Here is a 21,792-nt window from a genome sequence, read left to right as displayed (position 1 = left end):
ACCATGGAGCAGAAGCGTCCTTCCATTCCGATACAAGTCCAGGCGTTCCGCCGTCGCCACAGGCGGCCCCGCTGGCCTTGGGCCTTGACTGCTGCGCTGGTCGCGCTGCTGCTGATCTGGCTCGTGTCCCGGTCGCCCGGCGAATCCTCATCGCAGTCGCCCACGCCGGCTAGCACGGCGCAGATGGCCGGGCCGCCCTGGAAAATGGGCAACCCCGAGGGCCGTTTCACACTGACGCTCTATGCCGATCTGGAATGTCCGTTCTGCCGGGAGTACTTCCCGCAGCTCAAGCGCTGGGTCGGCAGCAACGCCGACGTGACCCTGCAATGGCATCACCAGCCGCTGGCTGCGCACGAGCCGGCCGCGTTGGCCGAGGCGCGTCTGGTCGAGTGCGTCGCCGAAGCCGGCGGGCATGCTGCCTTCTGGCGAGCCGTCGAGTGGGTCTATGCCCACACGCGCAGCGACGGCCTGGGACTGCCCGATGGCCTGCGCTACCCCGAATCGACGCCGGCCGTCGAGCAGTGCATGGCAAGCGAGCGGGTCGACGCGGCCATCCGCGCCCAGGCCGCGGAAGCCACGAAAAGCGGCGTGACGGCCACGCCGTCGCTGCGCCTGCTCGATCGCCAGACGGGTCAGTCCATCCTGCTGCAGGGACCGATCGAAGGCGATGCCTTGCTGTCGGCCATGGACATGCTGTCCGCTGATGAACCACCCGCCACACCCGCCACCGAAATGCCTGCCGACGTTGTCGGCGACATGCCCAGGTAGCCCGCGGTCCTTGAGGCTACGGCGCAGTCTTCTGCGCTGACCGCTCCCCGTTCGCTCCGCATCCTGGCCGCGAACAATCACCTCTGCGTGGTGGTGGATGCACCTTGTTCCGTTGTTCTCATCCCCAGGAGGGCTTGCCCTCCCAGGGCGTGCGCCCTCTGATCTCATCATCCGGAGGTTCGCCATGTCTCTCGTCGTCAATGACTCCTGCGTGGAGTCGCTTTCCGCTGTCGCAGCCCAGCGTGAGGACTGGATCATCCAGCAGGCTATCGCGCTGCTGGAGAGACGGATCTTCAAAGTCGGACCGTGCCTCAGCCGACCGGCCGCCGTGCGGGACTACCTGCGTCTAAAACTGGTCGCTGAGCCCAACGAGGTATTCGCAATCGTTTTCCTGGACAGCATGCACCAAGTGTTGGCCTACGAGCCGATGTTCAGGGGCACGATCAATTCGACTGCGGTCTATCCCCGTGTCGTCGTGCAGCGTGTATTGGAGCTGAAAGCCGCCGCAGTGGTCTTCGCGCACCAGCACCCCTCGGGTGTCACTGAGCCGTCGAGCGCCGATCGTGCGCTGACCCAGCAACTGCAGGCAGCGCTGGCGCTGATCGATGTTCGGGTACTGGATCACATCATCGTTGGCCAGGGGATTCCGTACTCCTTCGCGGAGCACAGCTTGCTGTAGCGCATCGTTCATTGATCACAACGGGGGCTTCGGCCTCCGTTTCTTCCTTGCCCCGAAGCAAGCAGGTATGCGGGGTGTCCGCGATGCGCATTGTTTGTGGGGGCTGCACCGGATTCGGCGTTTGACTATGGCCCTGATCAACTTCCGGGGCACGTGTCATGCCAGCATCTTTTCCCAGGTTCGCGCCAAGCTGGCGAGCCCTTGGCCTGGCCGTTGCACTGCCGGTGTCCTTGGGTGTCTTTAGTCCGGCCACATTCGCTGCCGATGTGCTGGTCATCACCGACAGCCGCCATCCGGTCAAGACCATGGGCGGCGAGCGGCTGATCGAGCTGGACGAAGCGCACCGGATCGAAGCGGAGCTTTCTGCGGAACTGCCCGCCGAACCCGAGCAGGCGACCGCCATCGTCAAGCGCCGACTGAACAGCGGCGGCACCGATCTCCAACGCCGCATCGCTTCCGCCTACCAGGGCGTCACCGACGCGTGGAGCCTGGGCATCACCAGCATCCCGGCCGTCGTGGTGGATCAACGCTACGTCGTCTATGGCGAACCGGATGTGGCCCGCGCAGTCGCTCGCATCGAGCAGCACTGGAGGGCCCAGCCGTGACCCGCCCATTCGACCTGATGCGCCGCCTGCGTGCTGGCGTGGCGTCCGTTCTGCTGCTCAGCGCCACGGGCAGCTACGCGCTCAACACCGCAACCATCGTCGGCTCGGTGGCATCGCCAGACTGCCTCGAATACCGCGTCGTCGGGATCTGCTACTGGCTCTACTGCACCTGGACGGGCTGTACGGTACGCACGTCCATCAAGGTCCGCCACTACATCCCCGATGCGATCGTCTCCAGCTACAGCAACACCGGCGAAAACCCCTGGATCGAAGTCCGGCCGATGAGCACGCCCAACCCATCCGCCCAAACCGGCGGGGACGGAACGACGAACGAGGACCACGAAAACAACCTCGCCAAGTTCAAGAACGCGGACGTCATCGGGCACCCGGGCGTCGAGGTGTTCAACCAGTTCGTGTCGTCCTCGGGCTACTTCTGCGAGGGTGCGGGCACGGCGTTCATGCCGTACTTGCTCGGCACCCTGGACACGCTGGCCTGGCGCTACAACGTGCCCGAGATGGCCTACCCGGAGGCGCTAATTCCCGGCATGCGTGAGGTCGGTGCACGCACCACGATGAACCTCTGGGGCAACGTGTATCCCCGCGGGGGTTTCCTGCACCAGACCGACGACCACAAGGCCAGTGCAGTGGTGGCCCAGCGCGCAGGCGATGTCGTCACGCGCCGGGGACAGATCCACGTTTATCAGCCGCTGCTCGCCAACTCCCGCGATGGCTACTGGCCGGCTGGCGCGCTCATGGAGAGCGATGCCTCGACGGGCAAGTGGCAGGAACTCACGCCAGTCCTGTCCTCGTCCTGCTCGGTCTTCCCGCGCAGCGGCGCCCTGACACAGGCCCGGCAAGGCGATTACGCCTGGGCGCTGTGGCGGCCCTATGCGTGCTGCGAACGCCGGGGCCAGGTGTTTCTCGGCAGCGTCGATTTCCTCTGAGGTGGTGCCATGAAGTTCCGTCCTGCATTCAATCCGTTCTCCCGCCGGGTACGTCGCACGAGGATCGTCATGGCGGTGGCCGGTGCGCTCGCGCTGACGAGCGGTGTGGCCTGGAGCCAACTGGGTTACCAGACCGGCGGCAGTGTCATCGGCGATGACGTCATGTACTCGATCGGCGGCGGAAACGCCGTGTCGATGGGACGTGCGGCTGGCATGCGCTCTCTCGGGGTCGGCGTGGGCTGGAACAGCAACTTGATCTGCGGTGACATGAGCATCCAGACCACGTTGAAGAATCAGCTCAACGGCGTCACCAACGGCTTCCAGCAAATCATGTCATCGGTGATCCAAAGCGCCACCAGCGCGGTGGCGTCGTTGCCGGCACTGATCATTCAGCGGGCCGATCCCGGCCTCTACAACCTGCTCACCAATGGCGTGTTGCAGGCACGGCTCGATTTCGACCGCTCCAAGCTGACGTGCCGTGCCATGGCGGAGAGGATGGCCGAGACGGCGGGCGGGCAGCTCGGCTGGAGCCAGATGGCAGAAGGCTTGGCGCTGCGCGATGCGGTGTCGAGCACGGATGCGGTCTCGGCCGTCGAGCAGGCCGAGACGCGCCGCGGCAATGACGGTGTGCCGTGGGTCGGGGGCAGCAACGCGGGAGGCTCCGGCCAGCCCGCGATCAAGGTCGTCGGCGATGTCACCCGCGCCGGCTACAACCTGGTCAACGGCCGCGGCGTGACCGATACATCGTCCATCGCACCGACCAGTTGCAGCAGTCTCTCGTGCCAGACCTGGACCTCGCCGCAGGCCGCCGTCGAGTGGGCCACGCGCGTACTCGGCGAGAAGGAACAGCGCACTTGCGATGCCTGCACCAAGACCGAGACGACGCCCGGCGTAGGGCTGACGCCGTTGATCCAAGAAGAATACGACGCCAAGCTGCAGGCGCTCCAGGATCTGGTGTCCAAGGCGAAGAACACGACGCCCGAGAACCTGCGCGAGGCTGGCAGTGCATCGCTGCCCATCACCCGCGGCGTGATCGAGGCGCTGCGTGACGAGCCGGACCAGCACCTGCTGTCGCAGCGCCTGGCGTCCGAGGTCGCGCTGTCCTCCGTGCTGGAGAAGGCGCTGTTGCTACAGCGCACGCTGCTCACGGGCAAGAAAGAGCCCAACGTCGCGGCCAACGAGCTTGCGGTGGAGGCCGTGAACAAGGAGAGCGATACGCTCGACCGCGAGATCCAGAACCTCAAAACGGAACTGGAACTGCGCCGCGAGCTGGCCAACAACTCGCCGATGGCCATCATTCAGCGCCATAGCACGCGCGCTTCGGGTTCGCGCGGCATCTACGAGGGCGATCCGGTGCCCGACCGTCTCGACCAACTCCAGAAGGGCAATCCGGGAGGTCGGCCATGAGCGAGGCTCGCATGACTTGGCGTCCACTACGCTGGCTGTTCAGCCGGCACGCGGCGAAAACCCTGCTATGGCTTGTGCTGGTCGTGGCCGCCGCCGTAGGGGCCAACGTCGCGGGCATCTACCTGGTCGGCAGTGTCGCGGCCTGGGAGCGGTGGCTGGCGGCGTCCGCAGGGTATTTCTTCATCTGGCGACTGTGCCTGTACGGCGGTACGGCCTATGGATGGGTCTGGATGCGCCGTCGGCTGCTGGCCCGCGAAGACAGCACGCAGGCGCGACGTCGGCTGATCCGCGCAGAGGTCGCCGGCGTCCTTGCCATTGTGGCGCTCGAAGCCAGCCTGTTGATGCAGGCCGCTTGAGGGGAGATCGAGGCAATGACGCTTTTCACGACCGACTACCTGGAGTACTACCTCACCCTCGTGTCCTGGATCGTCAACAACGGCATCTGGGCCGTGCTGGTGTCCAGCGGGGTGTTTGCGCTGCCCTTTGTGGCGATCGTCATCCAGGAATGGCTCAAGGCCAGAGCGGAGGGCGCCGACGAAGGCAACAAGGGCGTGCTCTCGGCGGCGCGCATCGAGAACCGAGTATTTGTGGCCATCGTGGTCGTGATGTTCGCCGGCATTCCGTTCATCGACGTCGACCTCAGCACTATCCAGTACGACAGCTCGCGCTCGGCGCAGTGCCAGGTCAGCGTGCCGCAGCCCGCGCAAACTGGCTGGTCGCAGTCCTTCAGCACCATCAACAACCAGTCGGCGAAGGTTCCGGTCTGGTGGGCTTTCATGCACGCGCTTTCGCGCGCCGTCACGAGCGCCTCGGTGGCTGCGATCCCGTGCGGCACGGATCTGCGGCAGATGCGGATGGAGATCGATGCCACACGCATCGACGACCCGGTGCTGGCCCAAGAAGTGGCGGATTTCACGCACGATTGCTATGGACCGGCTCGCGCCAAATTGTTCATGGCGCGGCCGGAGCTGGACGAAACGCAGATGAACGATGTGACCTGGATCGGTTCGAGGTTTTTCACGGACACGGGCGGTTACTACGACAGCTACCGCTCTAGCACGGCGCGCGAGGCATGGCCCTATGACGACACCCGCGACGCTGGGCTTGCGCAGGTTGCCAATGGTGGCGGCTACCCGACCTGCAGGCAGTGGTGGTCCGACGGCAGTAACGGACTGCGCGCGCGGCTGCTGGGGCAAGTGGACCCAAGCCTGCTGAATCGCCTGGCGGGCTGGGCTGGATTCCTGAGCCGGGCCGAGGTGGACGACTCCGTGATCCGCGCCATCGCGTCACCGCGGCAGCAGAAATTGAACCAAGGCAGCGTCTATACGGACTACGGCGGTCAGATCGACAAGACATTGCCCAATGTCGTCAACCGTGCCACCAGCGATGTTGGCTTGGCGGTTGGGGCTCTCGCCGCCTTCCCGGCAATGGACGTAGTGCGCCAAGCACTGCCCATGGTGCTCGCGCTGCTCAAGATGGCGCTCGTGATCTGCATTCCGCTAGTGCTGGTCGTGGGCACCTATGACCTGAAGATGGTCGTCACCGTCAGCACCGTCCAGTTCGCGCTGTTCTTCACGGACTTCTGGTTTCAGCTCGCACGCTGGATCGACAGCACCATCCTCGATGCGCTCTACGGGTGGGGCTTTGGCTGGAACCGGCCGCATACCAACTTCGACCCGCTGGTGGGGCTGAACAATGCCTTCGGCGACATGCTTTTGATGTTCGTCACCGGCACGATGTTCTTGGTCCTGCCGACTTTCTGGGTGGCAGCGCTTGGGTGGGTCGGAGTAAAAGCCGGGGTAATCGCTCAGAACCTGGCTGTCGGTTCCAAGGAAGCACGCGACAGCGCGGGATCAGGCGTAAACAAGGTTACCGGCAAGGTGCTTTGATCGGTCGCCCATTTCAGTCGTTGAACGGATCGTTCGGGTCGTGCGGGTCGATCCGCTGACCGCTGGACGAATACAGGCCAAAGCCTGCCTCGCCGTTTCGCAGTTCGTCCGGTTGCGTCCAGCGATCATCATTGACCGTCGAATTGCTGGCCGTCCATGCTGCGGCAACCCCAACCAGAAGCACCAACGCCAGCCAGAACGCGGCGTAGAACAGCAATCCCAGCGCGACCAGCTTCACTACCCATACGAGCACGGTGGCCCCGGCAAGCGGCATCCCCTTGGAGGCGAGCCAACACGACAACCTTCGCTCGCCGCGCGCATAGGCGCGCCATCCACGGCCAACGCTGCGGCCGAGGCGTTCTGCGGTGCTGATGCGGGTTGTCGTGTTCATGGTCGTCTCCTGCTACATGAGGAATGCCTATTCCAGTTTGCTCCAATCCTGCTTGCTTGCCTGCACCAATACGTTCCAATCGTCTGGTGGATTTCCACGTCCGAGCATTTTCTCGAACACGGCATAGGGATCTGACTTGCTCCCCGAAGACCGCAAGGTCTGCTCATCATTGACCCAGGCGTACACGATGACCTTGGCCTTCGAGTCGTACCGGAAGAACAACCGGAACCGCCTTCCGATCTTGGCCCTTCGCCAGTGCCGGTGGGCCAGCCCCAGGGTGTTGCCCTGGCGGTACTCGTCGCGTGCCGGATCACCGGGCACCACATCTAATATCAACTGGTTCAAGGCCCGGAAGAGCTTGACGTTGGCGTTGGACTCGAAGCCCTCCGGGTCGTTCTCCTGCGCGCGCCGTGCGGCTGCGTGCAGCTTCTGCAACTGCTCGATCACACAGTCGTGGAACAGCAATGCCCAGCCATGCCGTTGCATCAGAGTTCCACTTCGCCGTCGATTTCCTCGTCCAGCTTCACGCCGTGACCCGCTTGCTCCAGCATGGCGCGAGTTAGATCCTCGGGCAGACCATGGACGTTCCGGCCCGCCTCGATGTCGCGGGCCAGCAGACTCAGGAACGCACCGATGGCGGGGTCCTCGTGCTCGGCGTCGGCACGGGTCACGACGACTTCTCCGTCACGCAGGTCGAACGCAACCTTGCCGCCGGCATCGACACCGAGCGCCTGCCGGATGGGCTTGGGCAGCGTGATCTGGCCTTTGGAGGTCAGCGTGGCAACTTCATGAATGGCAGGCATGGCCGTTCTCCTAATAGCGATGCCCTGATGGTAAGGAATATTCCTTACCATGTCAATATGGGGTCTCATGGCGTCCTCCCGAGTCCAAGAATCGGCCCATCGTAGGGCGGGAACACCAAGCCTTCACGCATCAATCCGGCCCGCCGAACCTCGCATTGGCCGTGGACGGTCAATGCCCCACGCCCTATACCCAAATGGTTAAAGGCTAAAGGGCCGAAAGGGCAAGGGAATGGGGTGCAAGGGGAAAGGCCCTACCTCGAAAAGGCGAAAAGGCCCCCCGCTCGGCCCACCACCAGGACACCCGCATGCTCTTTCTGTTCCAGCGGAAACGACCTCCGGTCGCTGCCGCTCCGTCGCCAGCGCCCGCCCTCGATCTCCCGAAAGGGCTGCTGCGGCCCGAGTCGGCCGCATCGCTGCTGGCCACGCCGCGCCGGCAGAAGCTGCTGGAATACATCTGGCAGCGCACCTCCCTCTCGCGCAAGCAGTTCGTCACCCTGTACCGCACGCCGCTGGAACGATATGCCGAGCTGGTCCAGCAATTTCCCGCTTCCGAAAGCCACCATCACGCTTACCCGGGCGGCATGCTCGACCACGGCCTGGAAATCGTCGCCTACAGCCTGAAGCTGCGCCAGTCCCATCTGCTGCCCATCGGTGCCAGCCCCGAGGACCAGGCGGCGCAGTCCGAGGCCTGGACCGCCGCCGTCGCCTACGCGGCACTACTGCACGACATCGGCAAGATCGCTGTCGATCTGCACGTCGAACTCGCCGACGGCAACACCTGGCATCCCTGGCACGGGCCGCTGCTCCAGCCGTACCGCTTCCGCTATCGTGAGGATCGTGAATACCGCTTGCATAGTGCTGCAACAGGTCTGCTCTACCGCCAACTGCTCGATCGGCACGTCTTGGACTGGCTCAGTGGCTACCCGGCGCTATGGGCCCCGCTGCTCTACGTCTTGGCCGGACAGTACGAGCATGCCGGGGTCCTGGGCGAGCTTGTCGTGCAGGCTGATCGCGCTTCTGTGGCTCAGGAGCTGGGTGGTGATCCGGCCCGCGTCATGGCAGCACCCAAGCACGCACTGCAACGCAAGCTGCTCGACGGGCTGCGTTATCTGCTCAAGGAAGAGTTGAAGCTGAACCAGCCGGAAGCCTCCGATGGCTGGCTCACCGAGGATGGTTTGTGGCTGGTGAGCAAGACGGTTTCGGACAAACTGCGCGCACACCTCCTGTCTCAGGGGATCGATGGCATTCCTGCGAACAACACCGCCGTGTTCAACGTGCTGCAAGACCACGGCATGCTCCAGCCCACCTCGGACGGCAAAGCGGTCTGGCGCGCGACCGTGACCAGCACGACCGGCTGGTCCCATTCGTTCACCCTGTTGCGTCTCGCTCCCGCGCTGATCTGGGAGTCTGGCGAGCGACCAGCACCTTTCGCGGGCACGGTAGAGATCGACGCGACGCCCGCGGAAAACGACGCCTGCATGTCGGCTCCCGCGCCTACCGTCTCGGTGAACCCAGCGCAGGGAGGTCAAGAGCCTCCGATTTGGGAGGGCGACAGCACCACCATCGTTTCACCGCCCGCAGCCCAGCCCGTGCCCGACGTCATGGAGGATTTGCTCGCGATGGTGGGCTTGGGTGAGTCGGCCGGCGTTGGCCAGGATGCCGAGGAGTTCCTCCACACCCCCGCGCCAGCAACAGCCGCGACGTCCATTCCATCGCCTGCACCTGCACCCGCGCCTACGCCTGGGTCATCGGCAACGAAGCCATCCGGGGAACAGTTCATGGTTTGGCTGAAGCAGGGAATCGCCTCACGACGGCTCATCATCAACGACGCCAAGGCGCTCGTGCATACGGTGAGCGACACCGCCTACCTGGTCAGTCCCGGCGTGTTCCAGCGCTACGCGCAGGAACATCCCCAGGTGGATGCGCTGGCCAGGCAGGACAAGCAACAGGATTGGCAGTGGGTGCAGAAGCGCTTCGAGAAGCTGCAGCTACATCGAAAGCAGCCCAATGGCCTGAACATTTGGACCTGTGAAGTCACGGGCCCGAGGAAGTCCCGCCGACTGCATGGCTACCTCCTCGAAGATGGGTCCTTGGCACTCGCCGAAATACCGCCCAACAATCCCTATCTTGCTCTGACTCAGGAAGGATGACGCGATTCGGGCATTGATCGCCACCGTCGTGTGGCGACGATCAATGCCCCGCGAAAATTGGCAACATTTGGCGAACTGAGCTACTCGGCCCGCGCCAACTCCTGTGCAAGGAACGGAGCGGTTCTGCTGCCAGACGTTCGGGCCACCTGCTGAGGGGAGCCCGCCACCACGATGCTGCCGCCGGCAGCGCCTGCACCAGGCCCCACGTCGATCACCCAATCGGCCTGGGCCACCGCGCGCATATCGTGTTCGATCATCACTACGGTATTGCCGGCATCGACCAGGCGCTGCAACTGCACCAGCAGCCGGTCGGCGTCCGACGCATGCAGCCCGGTAGTCGGCTCGTCGAGCACGTACAGGCTTCGGCCGCGCTGGCTGCGCTGAAGCTCGGTCGCCAGCTTGATGCGCTGCGCCTCGCCACCGGAAAGCTCAGTGGCTGGTTGTCCCAGGCGCAGATAGCCCAGTCCGATGTCGCGCAGCAGTTGCAGGGGCCTTGCCACCGCGTCTTCACCCGCGAAGAATTCGCTGGCCTCGTCCACGGTCATCTGCAGCACCTCGGCGATGTTGCGCCCGTTCCACTGCACCTTCAGCGTGGCCTCGTTGTAGCGCGCGCCATGGCAGGTCGGGCACGGCGCGTACACGCTGGGCATGAACAGCAGTTCCACGCTAACGAAACCCTCGCCCTCGCAAGTCTCGCAGCGCCCCTTGGCGACGTTGAACGAGAACCGTCCGGCATCATAGCGGCGGCGTCGAGCATCGGGCGTGGCAGCGAACAGCTTGCGCACATGGTCGAACAGGCCCGTGTAGGTGGCCAGGTTCGACCGCGGCGTGCGCCCGATCGGTTTCTGGTCCACCTGCACCAGACGCTGTACGGCGTCCACGTCGCCCGCCAGATGGCCGCCGGTCGCTTCGATCACTGCCGGCCCTTCGCTGGTGGCGCTTTCGGCTACATCGTCTTCCGGCTCGTGGCCCAGGTGCAGCAGCACCAGCTCCGGCAGGGCCTGCGCGACGAGGCTGGACTTGCCCGAGCCGGAGATGCCGGTGACGGCCGTCAGCACGCCCAGCGGAATGCGCGCATTCACGCCATGCAGGTTGTGGCGGTGAATGTCCTGCAGCTCCAGCCAGCCGGTCGCTTCGCGTGCCCGGCTTCCCGGCGCGGGGATCTCATCGAACAGGTAGCGTGCAGTACGCGATTCGGCAATCTTGCGCAGGCCATCCGGCTCGCCGCTGTAGAGCACGCGGCCGCCACGCTCCCCAGCATCCGGCCCGACATCCACCAGCCATTGCGCGCGGCGCATCAGGTCCAAGTCGTGCTCCACCACGAACACCGAGTTGCCGGCGTCGCGCAGCCGGTCGAGCGCGTCGTACAGGGCCTGGCTATCGGAGGGGTGCAGGCCCGCGGAGGGCTCGTCGAGCACGTACACGACACCGAACAGCAGGGAACTCAATTGCGTGGCCAGCCGCAGGCGCTGCAACTCGCCGGCCGAAAGCGTCGGCGTGGCCCGGTCCAGCGTCAGGTAGCCCAGGCCCAGCCCACGCAGTTGGCGCAGGCGTGCCATCACGCCACCGGCCAGGCGCTGCGCGGCGAGGCGCTTTTCTTCCGATAGCGCCGAGGTGCGGCGCACGTCGGGCGATACCGCATGGACGGCGCGGCCGGAGGCCGCGCGTTCGGCACGGTCGCGTCGGGTCGCTTCCTTGTCCGTAGCCGCCCCCGCTGCATGGGCGCGGAAATCGCCCTGGGCGATGGGTTCGAGCAAGGCCGCCAACTGGTCCAGCGGCATCTGCATGAACGCGCCGATGTCCACGCCGGCGAAGGTGACCGACAGCGCCTCGGGCTTGAGCCGCTTGCCGTGGCAGGTGGGGCACGGTTTGCCCTCCATGAACCGGGACACGCGCTTTCTCATCAACGCGCTCTGGGTGTTGGCAAAGGTGTGCAGCACGTAGCGCCTGGCGCCGGTGAAGGTGCCCATGTAGCTCGGCTCCATCTTGCGCTTGAGCGCGGCGCGGGTTTCGGCGGGCGTGAAGCCGGCGTACACCGGCACCGTCGGTGTTTCCTCGGTGAACAGAATCCAGTCGCGATCCTTCTTCGGCAGGTCCTTCCACGGTCGGTCAACGTCGTAGCCCATGCTGACCAGGATGTCGCGCAGGTTCTGGCCTTGCCAGGCGGGGGGCCAGGAAGCAATCGCCCGCTCACGGATGCTCAGGGAGGGGTCGGGCACCATGATCGCCTCGGACACCTCGTACACATGACCCAAGCCGTGGCAGGTCGGGCACGCCCCCTGCGGCGTGTTCGGCGAAAAATCCTCGGCGTACAGCATCGGCTGATTGGCGGGATAGGCGCCGGCGCGCGAATACATCATCCGCACCAGGCTGGACAGGGTGGTCACACTGCCCACGGAGGAACGCGCATTGCTGGACCCCCGCTGCTGCTGCAGCGCCACCGCTGGTGGCAGGCCGTCGATCGCATCTACGTCCGGCACGCCCGCCTGGTCGATCAGGCGCCGCGCATAGGGGGCCACCGACTCGAAGTAGCGTCGCTGGGCCTCGGCATAGATGGTGCCGAAGGCCAGCGAGGACTTGCCGGAGCCGGAGACACCCGAGAACACCACCAGCGCGTTACGCGGGATGGAGACGTCCACCTCCTTGAGGTTGTTCTCGCGCGCACCGCGCACTTCCACCATGCCGCTGGCCGCAGCGGTACAAGAGGATTCACCGAAAGAATTGCTTGGCATGTTCTTATCCTGTAGTTCGCCCCACTCAGGACGGGACTTCCTGAGTGCGAGGGCCGCGGCGACTGGCTTCGAGCACTGCGGTGAGAGTGCGGGCGTCGTAACTGCCGAGCAGACGACGACCCTCGATGAAGAACGTAGGAGTGACGTGCGCACCGCTGGCGACCGCGCTGACGAGGTCACGCTCGACACGCTCTATCACTGCGGGGCTGTCGAGATCCGCGATGAACCGATCGATGTCAAGACCCAGCTCGGCGGCGTAGCCGATCAAGTCCTCTCGCTCCAGCGCATGCTGACGGGTGAACACGAAGTCCAGCCACGGCCAGAACATCCCCTGGTTCGATGCCGCCTCGGACGCCCGCGCGGCGATCGGCCCGTGGGGGTGGTGCGGCAACTGGCGCACCACATACCGCAGGTCGTCACCGAAGTGGGCGCGAAGATCGTCCCACGAACCGGTGGCGTGCGCACAGTACGCGCACTCGAAGTCCACGTACTCGACGAGTGTGAGCTGGGCGTCCTCCGGCCCGCGGATGTGATCGATCTCCGGATCGACCGGCGGCTCAAGCACCATCGGCAGGTCAGCGGTCTTCTCACCCCACCGCTGGGCGGCGACCTTGAAGATCAGCCACCCGAGCAACGTGGCGAACACCATCGACACGAGCACGCCGACCGTCGCCTGGCGGCCCAGGTCGGAGGTCGTGCCGAACGCGAGCCCGATGATCAGCAGCGACACGGTGAAGCCGATCCCGGACAGCGCCGCCCCACCGAACACGCTCCCCACCCCGACGCCCTCGGGCAGCCGGCCCAGGCCGAGACGGACGGCGACGAGCGTGGTGAGCCCGATGCCCAAGAGCTTGCCGAGCACGAGCCCTGCGATGACGCCCCACGTGACTGGCGAGCCAAAGGCCTCGGCGAGCAGCCCGCCACGCACGTCCACCCCGGCGTTCGCCAAGGCGAAGATCGGCACGATCAGCAGCGCCGTCGGCAGCCGCAGGAACTCGTGCAATCGCTCGTTCACCGAGATACCCCGGGACAGCCCGCAGTCCACCGCGCGGGCCGATGCGGCACTCGGCGACTGCCAGAAGTCGCGGAACAGTTGTCTTGCCGCAACGACCCCGTGACGTTGCGTCGCATAGGCGGGGATCAGCAGCCCCGCGGCCATCCCGGCGAGAGAGGCATGGATGCCGGAATACACGGTTGCGAGCCACAGCACGATCACGATCAGCACATACGGCATTGCCCGCCACTGGCGGGTGCGCCCTAGCCACCACAGCGCAACGAGACTGGCGAGGGCGATCAACAACGGGACGACCCGGATCTCCTCGCTATAGACGATGCCGATGATGGACACGGCGAGGAAGTCATCGACCACGGTCAGGGTGAGCAGGAACACACGCAATTGACCGGACAGCCGCGGACCGACGATCGCCAGGGTGCCCAGCATGAACGCCGTATCGGTGCCGACCACCGCACCCCACCCGTGCAGGCCCTGACCTCCGGCCAGCCCCACGAGCAGGACGTACACCAGAGCGGGAAGCACAACACCCGCGCCCCCCGCGATCAGGGCGAGACCGGCACGGCTGCGGTCCCGGAGCGATCCGTGGGCGAACTCCTGACGCACCTCCAGGCCGATCAGGAAGAAGAAGACGACCATCAGGCCGTCGTTGACCCAGTGATGCAGGTCCATGTGCAGGCCCAGCGGCCCGAAGTCAAACCCGACGTCCAGGTGCCACAACTCGAAATAGGCATCGGATAGCGGCGAGTTCGCCCACGCCAGCGCCACGACCGTGACGATCACCAGCAGCACCGCAGCACCAGACTCCGTGCGCAGATAGCGGGCAACGCGTCCCAGGCTGACATTCGCCGAGGATGCACCGAAAGAAGTGGCTGACATGTTCTTATCCTGTTCCTGTAGTTCGTGAAGTCGCGATGAGCCGGTTTCGGATGGACCGATCAGGCGTCCGCCTCTGGCGGCGTCTCATCATCGAGCGAACGCAGCCAAGCGAGTCTTTCTCCCAGCCTGCGCTCAACACCTCTGTCCGTTGGCTGATACCAACCCGGCCGCGCCACGCCCTCGGGAAAATAGGTTTGCCCAGCGGCTTAAAAAGCTAGAAATGGTGTCCACTTAAATTGAACTGACCCCCGAAAGTTGGACAGTTGGTGGCTAATTGGTGTCGTAGCGCTGGCGATATTCGATGGGGCTCAGGCCGTTCAACTTCAGCCGGATCCGGTCTTGATTGTAGTAGCGGATATAGCCCCTGAGGCCGATCTCCAGATCATCCAGGCTGGTGAACTTGTTGAGGTAAAAGTACTCCGATTTTAGCGTCCCGAAGAAGCTCTCCATTGCAGCATTGTCCAGACAATTTCCCTTACGGGACATGCTTTGCGTGATCGCACGATCATTGAGGCGTTGACGGTACTTGTCCATCTGATATTGCCAGCCTTGGTCAGAATGCAGAACTGGGCGCTCATCTGGACCTAGACGAGAGAACGCCCTGTTCAGCATCGTGCCGATCATCTTAAAGAGCGGGCGCCGAGCGGTCGTGTACGCCACGATCTCACCGTTGAACAAGTCCATGACCGACGACAGGTAGAGTTTCTGCCCATCGACCTTGAACTCGGTAACGTCGGTCACCCACTTCTCGTTTGGGCGTGTCGCACCAAAGTCTCTGTCGATTAGATTCGGCGCGACTTGCCCCACTTGCCCGCGGTAAGACCGGTACTTCTTCACGCGGACGAGCGACTTCAACTGCAGATCTCCCATGAGCCGCTGCACGGTTTTGTGGTTGACCACGCGGCCTTGCCTACGCAGGGCCTCAGTGATGCGCCGATAGCCATATCGGCCCTTGTGTTGCTCGTAGATCGCCTTGATCTGGTGTTTGACGGTCGCATACTTGTCAACGACCTGCAAGGCTGCCTGCTGGTAGTAGAACGTGCTCCGCGCTAGGCCTGCGGTACGGAGGAGCGCTGCGAGAGGGAACTGAGGCCTTAGTTCAATCACAATTTGCGCTCGCTGCCTGGCGCTGATTTTGGTTGAGCTTGAACTAAGGCCTTCAATTTTTTTAGGTAAGCGTTCTCCGTGCGAAGAGCTTCCAGCTCATCCAACAATTCCTGGCGGCTCGGCGTTTCTTGTTCCGTACAGTCTGGCCCACTCGCAGGGGTCGTAGCTAGCACTTCTCGTGGGGGATGCGGACGTTTCTTGGACATCAGGCCTGTCATGCCATATTTTTCATATGCGCGCTCCCACGCAGCGATGGAGTCGAAGCGGCGGACGTTGAACAGGGCTCCTGCTTGCCGATAGGACAGATCGTCCGACTTGATCTTGCGCAGGACCTCAAGCTTGAATTCTACGTCGTACGTCTGTCGCCGCTTCCGCTGAATGCCAGCGATGCCAATGGCTTCAAACGCGGCAACCCATTTGCGAAGTGATGCGACATCGACGCCGTGGCGTGCCGCAGTCGCACGGAGCCCCAGGTCGCCAGACCGGTAAGTCTCGACGGCTTCCAGTTTTTGCTGCTCTGTGTATTTCTTCAAGTTGGTCTCGAATAAGTCCAACTTTTTGGGGTCAGTTCAAAATTAAGTGGACACGAAGCTACCAAGCCGCCACTAGCGATTCAAGACGGGATTGCCGGACGCATACGTATGTGCCGGCTGTGATCATGTACCTCTGGGGCATGGGGTTGGCTAACCCTCTGGGTACTGCCATCGCAATGGGGCCGTTTGGTCGGGAAGCAGGGCTGGCCTCCGCATTGCTGGGCTTTCTAACCATGAGTGCGGCAGCACTGACGACCTGGCTGGGATCCACTCTCAATGCCACACCAGTCACCACGCTAGGCGGCATTCAGTCTGTCGTTTGCCTGATTGCAGTGATGCTGTTCCTTCTTGGGAGACGACCGGTGAAGCTATAGAGGCGGAATACAGCAGGGACACTAAAGAACGCACTACTGACACGTCCCGTGCATGTCCAAGCCCATGCCGCTCCGATAGGGGAACATCAGGTTTGCCTGTTGACTCCGCTCCCCACATCACAATGAAGCTCCCGCCTCGTTGCTGATCGTTGGCGCGCCCAGAGCCTTGTTCACGCGATAGAAAAGCCGCTCCCCGAATACGTCTCTGGCCTTGGAAGCTGCGTCCGATGCTTTGGAGATAACCGCTAGCCAATAGGCCACGTTAGGTGGCTTGGCTTGTCATACGCGGCTGAGCATCACGCTGCTTATCGTCAAACGCTGCTTGGGCCGCCTCGATGCTATCGATGTGTCGCTGCGCCCACAGCCCCAAGGCCAGGACTGGCTCCCCAAGTGATTGCCCGAGCGCGGTCAAAGCGTACTCGACCTGGGGGGGGACTGTCGGGTAAACGGTTCGGGTCAGCATCCCGTCGCGCTCCAGGCCACGCAAGACCCTCGTTAGCATCTGTTGTGATATCCCTGAAACGTTGCGTTTGATGTCATTGAAACGGCGAGGTCCCGTACGTAGCAAGATCACGATCAGCACGCTCCATTTGTCACCCACGCGTGCCAAAACACGGCTAACCCGCCCGCAATCTTCAGGACTATGTGTGCCGAGCACGGTCAAATCCATGTGACTAGGTCCTATTCATTTGCGTTCTTGCGAGACTAACAGTAGTCACATAAATTGGCTAGGTCACTTTATGGGACCTACAAAATGAAACTACTACGAATCGATTCGAGCATACAAGGGGAGTCCTCGGCGAGCCGGATCTTGACAACGGCGATTGTCGAGCAGCTACGCTCTGCAGTACCTGATCTAGAGGTCCTTGCGCGAGACCTGGCTGGGTCGCCTTTGCCGCACCTTACGCTGGCACATCTACCGCAGGCACATCCTCTCTCCATAAAAGAGCGGACCCATGAGGTGGACGACGAAGAGCGGATCGCGAGCCAGGAAGCGCTAGAAGAGTTCCTGCAGAGTGATGTAATCGTCATCGGAGCTCCGATGTACAACTTCACGATCCCGAGCCAGCTCAAGGCCTGGATCGATCGGATTGTCATACCCGGCCAGACTTTCCACTATAAGGATGGTCGAGCGCAAGGACTGATGGGCGACAAACGAGTGATCATCGCCTTGACCCGCGGCGGTGTTTTTGAGCCCTCAGCGCCAAGTGCTGCCTTTGAATACGCGAGCCGCTATCTATTAGCCATTCTCTCTTTCATCGGTATCCATGCGCCGGATGTGATCGTCGCCGAAGGCCTACAACTGGGTACCGATCAGCGCGCCATTGGCCTCGAACAGGCACACGCTCATATTGACGCCGCCGTCAGCAAACTGGCCGCAGCTTAATCCATGGCAAGTTACGTCAAGCAGCTGAAAATCCTGATTCAAGGGGCGGGCATCGCCGGAACGACGTTGGCCGTCCTGCTCGCTCGGATGGGCATGAAAGTAACTCTAGTTGAGCGGTCGCCGTGCATGCGCACTAGCGGGAATCCTGTAGATGTGCGCGGCGAAGCATTCGCCACGGCAGAACGGCTAGGAATCGTTCCAAGCTTGCGCGCAGTCGCTACTCGCGTGGAGCGATTTGCCTTTATTGATGCGCGAGGACGAACGCGCGCCGAAATCAACAGTCGAGCCCCAGGCAGCAGCCGTGAAGTAGAAGTGCCGCGCGCCGATCTAGCAACAGCTCTACTGAACGCATTGCCAGACGACGTGGAGGTCCGATTTGCCGACACAATAGTCCGAATCGACCAAGATGAAACCGGCGTAAACGTAACGTCTGCCAGAGGCATAGACCAGCACGTCGATCTATTGATTGGCTGCGATGGTCTTCATTCTTCCGTGCGCGCGCTCGCACTTGATGGCAACGAGCGTCATATTCAAGCGTTGGGCCTCTATGTCGCCAGCGTCCACACAACCGAAATAGCCAACGATCCCACCCGCGTACTCATCTATAACGAGCCAGATCGTGCACTCGTCGTACACCCTGCCCTAGGGTCTGCATTAGCGATGTTCCTGTTCCGCAGTGGAGCAAGGGTAGGACACACCGATGTCGATGCGCAGCGCATGCTGCTGCAGGACTGCTATGCCGGTGGACGGTGGAGAACCGAGGAGCTGCTCAAAGCTTATGCAGATACCGAGGATGTCTACTTCGACGCAGTATGTCGCGTGAGCCTGCCCCGTTGGCGAGACCGAAGAGTCGCACTCCTGGGCGATGCCGCGTCATGCGCTTCGCTATTCGGCAACGGGTCTAGCCTGGCGATGCTGGGCGCGGAGACGCTGGCCGACGCACTGGATAGAAATCGCGGCGCCCCCACTACAGCCCTGGCACTGTATGAGGCCCAACATCGTTCACGTGTAGATCCCTATATCCGCCGCATGGGAATGACAGGGCGGTTCATGGTCCCCAGAACCAGAGCTGGCATCCAACTGCGCAACTTCGCGCTGCAGCTGGTAGGACGGTAGGTGGAAATAAAAATATGGATGCCACGCTGAGCACGACCTTGCTTTGGGCTACTCGTTTCACATTTTTAGGGACCTCGCTGGCATTGTTTTTCATGTATCGACTCGCAGCCGCAGCGCTGCAGTAGAACATCAACACCTCACCCGTAATCCGTTGATCACCAACTCAAGGTGGGCTTCGATGAACTTTCTTGGGTCAATGGGCCTACGCCCTGCAAAACGCAACTGCCCAAAGGTCAACACCAGGATAGGGCTCATCACTAACTGCGGAAAGTCAGCCAACGCCGAATCAGTGAACTCACCTGCAGCGATGCCATTGGTGACAATTCGTTTGATAGCGGCCACGCCCGGGCCAATGAAATGATCGTGATGCTTTTCAGTCAACTCCGGGAAGCGGGGCGCCTCAGCAATGAGAAGTCGAACCATTTCGCGACCTTCCGGGTGCTTGGCCAACATGCCATAGACGGAAAGAATGAAATTCTTCAACTGGTCGACATAGGTTCCCCGCGTATCGAGCGGAATGGATGCAATATCGCTCGCTATGGCTGCCGAAACGCTTGCCATGACCTCCTCGAACAACCGCTCTTTGGTCTCGAAATAGAAGTACACCGTACCCTTGGTGACACCAATGCGCTTGGCGATGTCCTCGACTCGTGCGGCGATGAAACCCTTGTCGACGAATTCGGCGAACGCCTCCCGCAGGATCTCGCCTGGACGCTCTGCCTTCTTCTGGGCCCGAATTCCTTGTGGTTTTTCTGTCGGCATGAAGGAGTCCCGTGTGTCTATGAGTGATGTTACAGTCTAGCGCATTCGTTCATTGACTGTCCAGTAAGTCAATGGCACAATGAGGCTGTCCTCTCGATGCAACGGAACCGCCGCTGCGTCTGCGGGAGACGCCCCAACCACTTGGAACATGGAGAAATTTCGATGCGCACACTGATCACTATTGGACTGCTGGTTGTCTCCGGCATGGCCGCCGCCCAACCTCAGATGGGCGGCGGCGCCATGCGTGGCCGCATGGCAAACGTACTGGAAAGCAGGTTCCAGCAGGCCGACGCCAACCACGACGGAAAGTTGACAAAGGAAGAGGCCACTAAGGGCATGCCTCGCGTGGCCCAGCATTTCGCTGAGATAGATACAGATGGAAAAGGTTACGTGACGCTGGATCAACTCAAGACGTTCATGGCGCAATCTCAAGGCCAGTGATCCTCAGATCCCCGCAACATCTTCTCCAATCAAGAGCCTGAAGATCATGAGCCTCATAACATGGAATGGACTAAAGCCGCCGCCATCGGAAAATGTCAGCAACTCCTATTCCGGGGTGCGGTACCTTTTCCGTGAGATATGGAACCACCTTCCCGTTTGGTTGGGTGTATTCAATCTATTGAGCATGGCATTCATGGCGATGGCATTTTTTACGCCATCTCGTACCGTTTATGTACTTGCCGCTGGATTCCCGCTCTTCTGGACAACGCTGTACTTCTACGCTCGCTTCTCGACTGATGCAGTACGTACGAAAACAGCGGGAATTCGCACGCTGAAGATCATATTGGCCTGTCTTGCGTTGTTGCTCGTCATCGCTGGATTCGTTCGGCCGATGGTGGGCAACAACGTAGTGACCCCCATTGCCGATTTCTATCCAGGCGCCCAGGTTCAACTCGATGCAGCCCATTCAATCGTGGGTAGTGACGGAAACCCGATCTTGGATGCAACGGGCATTGCGTTGCAGCAAAGCCGGCCGATGATCGCACCCGACGGTAGGCAGTACAAAGTTGAAGGCAAGCTACTCATCGATGTGCCCAAGAAGCGTGCGCTTGCGACCTACTGAATCGCCCAGGATTTTGTAGACAGTCGTCAGCCGTTTAGTGCGTACTGCTTCTCGAACTCTACCGGGGACAGCCCGTCGTTGGAACTGTGCCGCCGTTTTGGGTTGTAGAACATCTCGATGTACTGGAAGACGTCGGCCCGTGCCTCGTCGTGATTGCTGTAGATCCTCCGCTTAATACGCTCCCGCTTCAGTAGCTGGAAGAAGCTCTCCATCGCTGCGTTGTCATGGCAGTTTCCTCGTCGACTCATGCTGCACACGATGTCGTGCTCGCGCAGGAAGCTCTGCCAGTCTTCGCTGGTGAACTGGGTTCCCTGGTCGGAGTGAAGCAGAAGCCCGGGGCTTGGCTTGCGCCGCCACACTGCGGCCAATAGCGCCTGCAAAACCAGGTCCGTATGTTGAGTTGGTCGGGTTGCCCATCCAACGACCTGACGCGAAAACAGATCAAGCACTACCGCCAAGTACAGGAAGCCGTCGTACGTGCGGATGTAGGTGATGTCCGTGACCCACGCGCGATTTGGCTCACTGACTTTGAAGCCGCGAGCCAGAACGTTCTTGGCGACTGATCCAACAGGGCCGCTCAATGGGCGTGGTCGCCGACCGTAGCCGACCATTGCCCGCAGCCCCTCGCTCTTCATCAAGCGTGCCACGCGATGACGACTACACGTCTCGCCAAGCTCGCGCAGATCTGTGGTCACTTTGCGGTGGCCATACACAGAGCCGCTTTCCAGCCAGCTGTGCTTGATTAGGCCGAGCAACCGCTGATCGTCCTTGTCGCGAGCGCTTGCCGGCTCTTTTAGCCAGGCGTAGTAGCCACTGCGATGGACGCCAAGCATCCGACACATCGCCGCGAGGCCGAACTCATCTGCGTGTTGCTTCATGAAGGCGTACTTTGCTCTTACCCCTTTGCAAAGTACGCGGCGGCTTTTTTTAGGATGTCTCGCTCTTCAGTGACTCTGCGTAGCTCAGCCTTGAGGCGGCGCACTTCCGCGTTCTGGTCCTGCTCGACACGCCGGCCAACATCGCCTTTGCCTTGTTGCCGCTTCCAGCCGTAAAGACTATGGATCGACACGCCCAGTCGCTCGGCAACCTCCGCTACCGGACGGCCGTACTCAACGATCTGTCGGACCGCCTCGATCTTGAACTCATCGGTGTACCGCTTCGTGCTCATAACCACCTCCGCCTAAGCCATAG

Annotated in this window: 21 protein-coding genes and 1 pseudogene; 13 read left to right on the top strand and 9 right to left on the bottom strand. The window is 62.2% G+C overall.

The features are described from left to right. Window positions 1-3 precede the first annotated feature (3 nt). The 7 genes from E5221_RS08195 (at window position 4) to E5221_RS08165 (ending at window position 6,292) form a co-directional block, all read left to right on the top strand. The gene (locus E5221_RS08195; RefSeq protein ID WP_011871455.1) at window positions 4-768 is read left to right on the top strand and encodes a DsbA family protein; all 765 of its coding nucleotides are present in this window, start codon (window positions 4-6) and stop codon (window positions 766-768) included. A 184-nt stretch (window positions 769-952) separates the two neighbouring features. Next, entirely contained in the window at window positions 953-1,447 is a 495-nt protein-coding gene (locus E5221_RS08190; protein WP_009876611.1) for a JAB domain-containing protein, read from the top strand. Between the two features lie 158 nt (window positions 1,448-1,605). Next, window positions 1,606-2,052, top strand: a complete 447-nt coding sequence (locus E5221_RS08185; protein WP_011871456.1) for a TIGR03757 family integrating conjugative element protein — start codon at window positions 1,606-1,608, stop codon at window positions 2,050-2,052. Continuing rightward, entirely contained in the window at window positions 2,049-2,996 is a 948-nt protein-coding gene (locus tag E5221_RS08180) for a TIGR03756 family integrating conjugative element protein (protein ID WP_009876613.1), read from the top strand. Before E5221_RS08185 ends, E5221_RS08180 begins: the two co-directional genes overlap by 4 nt. A gap of 9 nt (window positions 2,997-3,005) precedes the next feature. Beyond that, window positions 3,006-4,403: an integrating conjugative element protein gene (locus E5221_RS08175; RefSeq protein ID WP_023106340.1), complete on the top strand. Its 1,398-nt coding sequence runs from the start codon at window positions 3,006-3,008 to the stop codon at window positions 4,401-4,403. After that, window positions 4,400-4,759, top strand: a complete 360-nt coding sequence (locus E5221_RS08170; protein WP_009876615.1) for a hypothetical protein — start codon at window positions 4,400-4,402, stop codon at window positions 4,757-4,759. The genes E5221_RS08175 and E5221_RS08170 overlap by 4 nt, the downstream gene beginning before the upstream one ends. A 15-nt stretch (window positions 4,760-4,774) precedes the next feature. Continuing rightward, complete coding sequence (locus tag E5221_RS08165) at window positions 4,775-6,292, top strand: conjugal transfer protein TraG N-terminal domain-containing protein (RefSeq protein WP_009876616.1); 1,518 nt, start codon at window positions 4,775-4,777, stop codon at window positions 6,290-6,292. Window positions 6,293-6,305: 13 nt separating this feature from the next. On the opposite strand, the gene E5221_RS08160 is transcribed toward E5221_RS08165, so the two are convergent. The 3 genes from E5221_RS08160 to E5221_RS08150 are packed head-to-tail and all read right to left on the bottom strand — an operon-like array spanning window position 6,306 to window position 7,486. Continuing rightward, a complete protein-coding gene (locus E5221_RS08160) occupies window positions 6,306-6,683 on the bottom strand; it encodes a DUF3742 family protein (RefSeq protein WP_011871459.1) in 378 nt (125 codons plus the stop codon). A gap of 27 nt (window positions 6,684-6,710) precedes the next feature. Then, a complete protein-coding gene (locus tag E5221_RS08155; protein ID WP_009876618.1) occupies window positions 6,711-7,169 on the bottom strand; it encodes a type II toxin-antitoxin system YhaV family toxin in 459 nt (152 codons plus the stop codon). Continuing rightward, window positions 7,169-7,486: a type II toxin-antitoxin system PrlF family antitoxin gene (locus E5221_RS08150; RefSeq protein ID WP_009876619.1), complete on the bottom strand. Its 318-nt coding sequence runs from the start codon at window positions 7,484-7,486 to the stop codon at window positions 7,169-7,171. Before E5221_RS08150 ends, E5221_RS08155 begins: the two co-directional genes overlap by 1 nt. Before the next feature lie 305 nt (window positions 7,487-7,791). Here E5221_RS08150 and mobH point away from each other — a divergent pair, with 305 nt between their 5' ends. Further along, window positions 7,792-9,636 carry a MobH family relaxase gene (gene mobH, locus E5221_RS08145; RefSeq protein WP_182275275.1) on the top strand — a complete coding sequence of 615 codons (1,845 nt, stop codon included), beginning with the start codon at window positions 7,792-7,794 and terminating at the stop codon, window positions 9,634-9,636. 80 nt (window positions 9,637-9,716) lie between these two features. Here the strand turns inward: mobH and E5221_RS08140 are convergent, their stop codons facing one another. The 3 genes from E5221_RS08140 to E5221_RS08130 all read right to left on the bottom strand — a co-directional run bounded on the left by E5221_RS08140 (window position 9,717) and on the right by E5221_RS08130 (window position 15,899). Continuing rightward, on the bottom strand, window positions 9,717-12,368 hold the full coding sequence (locus E5221_RS08140; protein ID WP_182275274.1) for an excinuclease ABC subunit UvrA: 2,652 nt from the start codon (window positions 12,366-12,368) through the stop codon (window positions 9,717-9,719). A gap of 25 nt (window positions 12,369-12,393) precedes the next feature. Further along, window positions 12,394-14,259, bottom strand: coding sequence for a Na+/H+ antiporter NhaA (gene nhaA / locus E5221_RS08135; RefSeq protein ID WP_247847101.1), 1,866 nt, complete (start codon window positions 14,257-14,259; stop codon window positions 12,394-12,396). A gap of 270 nt (window positions 14,260-14,529) precedes the next feature. Beyond that, a protein-coding gene (locus E5221_RS08130) for an IS3 family transposase (protein WP_099815557.1) occupies window positions 14,530-15,899 on the bottom strand; the annotation gives its coding sequence in 2 pieces (ribosomal slippage) (window positions 14,530-15,408 and window positions 15,411-15,899; 1,368 coding nt in all). A gap of 116 nt (window positions 15,900-16,015) precedes the next feature. Between E5221_RS08130 and E5221_RS28870 the strand changes: the two are divergent. After that, window positions 16,016-16,273 (top strand): annotated as a pseudogene (locus E5221_RS28870) (Bcr/CflA family drug resistance efflux transporter); the annotation flags it as partial. 262 nt (window positions 16,274-16,535) lie between these two features. Here E5221_RS28870 and E5221_RS08125 read toward each other — a convergent pair. Further along, complete coding sequence (locus tag E5221_RS08125) at window positions 16,536-16,943, bottom strand: helix-turn-helix domain-containing protein (protein WP_060427511.1); 408 nt, start codon at window positions 16,941-16,943, stop codon at window positions 16,536-16,538. Window positions 16,944-17,027: 84 nt separating this feature from the next. Here E5221_RS08125 and E5221_RS08120 point away from each other — a divergent pair, with 84 nt between their 5' ends. Both E5221_RS08120 and E5221_RS08115 read left to right on the top strand, forming a co-directional pair. Next, window positions 17,028-17,660, top strand: a complete 633-nt coding sequence (locus E5221_RS08120; RefSeq protein WP_034021348.1) for an NAD(P)H-dependent oxidoreductase — start codon at window positions 17,028-17,030, stop codon at window positions 17,658-17,660. Between the two features lie 3 nt (window positions 17,661-17,663). After that, entirely contained in the window at window positions 17,664-18,776 is a 1,113-nt protein-coding gene (locus E5221_RS08115; protein WP_060427508.1) for an FAD-dependent monooxygenase, read from the top strand. Window positions 18,777-18,905: 129 nt separating this feature from the next. Here E5221_RS08115 and E5221_RS08110 read toward each other — a convergent pair whose 3' ends face one another. After that, entirely contained in the window at window positions 18,906-19,538 is a 633-nt protein-coding gene (locus E5221_RS08110; RefSeq protein ID WP_099815552.1) for a TetR/AcrR family transcriptional regulator, read from the bottom strand. A gap of 162 nt (window positions 19,539-19,700) precedes the next feature. Between E5221_RS08110 and E5221_RS08105 the strand changes: the two genes are divergently transcribed. Both E5221_RS08105 and E5221_RS08100 read left to right on the top strand, forming a co-directional pair. Next, complete coding sequence (locus E5221_RS08105) at window positions 19,701-19,979, top strand: EF-hand domain-containing protein (protein WP_034081111.1); 279 nt, start codon at window positions 19,701-19,703, stop codon at window positions 19,977-19,979. Window positions 19,980-20,025: 46 nt separating this feature from the next. Continuing rightward, a complete protein-coding gene (locus E5221_RS08100) occupies window positions 20,026-20,601 on the top strand; it encodes a hypothetical protein (RefSeq protein WP_055646740.1) in 576 nt (191 codons plus the stop codon). A 26-nt stretch (window positions 20,602-20,627) separates the two neighbouring features. Here the strand turns inward: E5221_RS08100 and E5221_RS08095 are convergent. Further along, window positions 20,628-21,769, bottom strand: a protein-coding gene (locus E5221_RS08095) for an IS3-like element ISStma9 family transposase (protein WP_087944428.1) whose coding sequence is annotated in 2 segments (ribosomal slippage) — window positions 20,628-21,532 and window positions 21,532-21,769 — 1,143 coding nt in all. Because the reading frame shifts where the segments join, the coding sequence is not laid out codon by codon here. Window positions 21,770-21,792: the final 23 nt, after the last annotated feature.

It is taken from the genome of Pseudomonas sp. A2, from assembly GCF_023100865.1.
In the GTDB taxonomy this organism is placed as follows: Bacteria; Pseudomonadota; Gammaproteobacteria; order Pseudomonadales; family Pseudomonadaceae; genus Aquipseudomonas; species Aquipseudomonas asiatica.
Note: the sequence above shows the minus strand (reverse complement) of the source record. Positions and strands in the feature narration are given on the sequence as shown.

Bases quoted from the DNA above. Each gene is read 5' to 3' on its own strand.
- E5221_RS08185 (WP_011871456.1), top strand. From the start codon at position 1,606: ATGCCAGCATCTTTTCCCAGGTTCGCGCCAAGCTGGCGAGCCCTTGGC.
- E5221_RS08155 (WP_009876618.1), bottom strand. From the start codon at position 7,169: ATGCAACGGCATGGCTGGGCATTGCTGTTCCACGACTGTGTGATCGAG.
- E5221_RS08160 (WP_011871459.1), bottom strand. From the start codon at position 6,683: ATGAACACGACAACCCGCATCAGCACCGCAGAACGCCTCGGCCGCAGC.
- E5221_RS08100 (WP_055646740.1), top strand. From the start codon at position 20,026: ATGAGCCTCATAACATGGAATGGACTAAAGCCGCCGCCATCGGAAAAT.
- nhaA (WP_247847101.1), bottom strand. From the start codon at position 14,259: ATGTCAGCCACTTCTTTCGGTGCATCCTCGGCGAATGTCAGCCTGGGA.
- E5221_RS08170 (WP_009876615.1), top strand. From the start codon at position 4,400: ATGAGCGAGGCTCGCATGACTTGGCGTCCACTACGCTGGCTGTTCAGC.
- E5221_RS08150 (WP_009876619.1), bottom strand. From the start codon at position 7,486: ATGCCTGCCATTCATGAAGTTGCCACGCTGACCTCCAAAGGCCAGATC.
- E5221_RS08165 (WP_009876616.1), top strand. From the start codon at position 4,775: ATGACGCTTTTCACGACCGACTACCTGGAGTACTACCTCACCCTCGTG.
- E5221_RS08140 (WP_182275274.1), bottom strand. From the start codon at position 12,368: ATGCCAAGCAATTCTTTCGGTGAATCCTCTTGTACCGCTGCGGCCAGC.
- E5221_RS08120 (WP_034021348.1), top strand. From the start codon at position 17,028: ATGAAACTACTACGAATCGATTCGAGCATACAAGGGGAGTCCTCGGCG.
- E5221_RS08125 (WP_060427511.1), bottom strand. From the start codon at position 16,943: ATGGATTTGACCGTGCTCGGCACACATAGTCCTGAAGATTGCGGGCGG.
- E5221_RS08175 (WP_023106340.1), top strand. From the start codon at position 3,006: ATGAAGTTCCGTCCTGCATTCAATCCGTTCTCCCGCCGGGTACGTCGC.
- E5221_RS08110 (WP_099815552.1), bottom strand. From the start codon at position 19,538: ATGCCGACAGAAAAACCACAAGGAATTCGGGCCCAGAAGAAGGCAGAG.
- E5221_RS08115 (WP_060427508.1), top strand. From the start codon at position 17,664: ATGGCAAGTTACGTCAAGCAGCTGAAAATCCTGATTCAAGGGGCGGGC.
- E5221_RS08105 (WP_034081111.1), top strand. From the start codon at position 19,701: ATGCGCACACTGATCACTATTGGACTGCTGGTTGTCTCCGGCATGGCC.
- E5221_RS08195 (WP_011871455.1), top strand. From the start codon at position 4: ATGGAGCAGAAGCGTCCTTCCATTCCGATACAAGTCCAGGCGTTCCGC.
- mobH (WP_182275275.1), top strand. From the start codon at position 7,792: ATGCTCTTTCTGTTCCAGCGGAAACGACCTCCGGTCGCTGCCGCTCCG.
- E5221_RS08190 (WP_009876611.1), top strand. From the start codon at position 953: ATGTCTCTCGTCGTCAATGACTCCTGCGTGGAGTCGCTTTCCGCTGTC.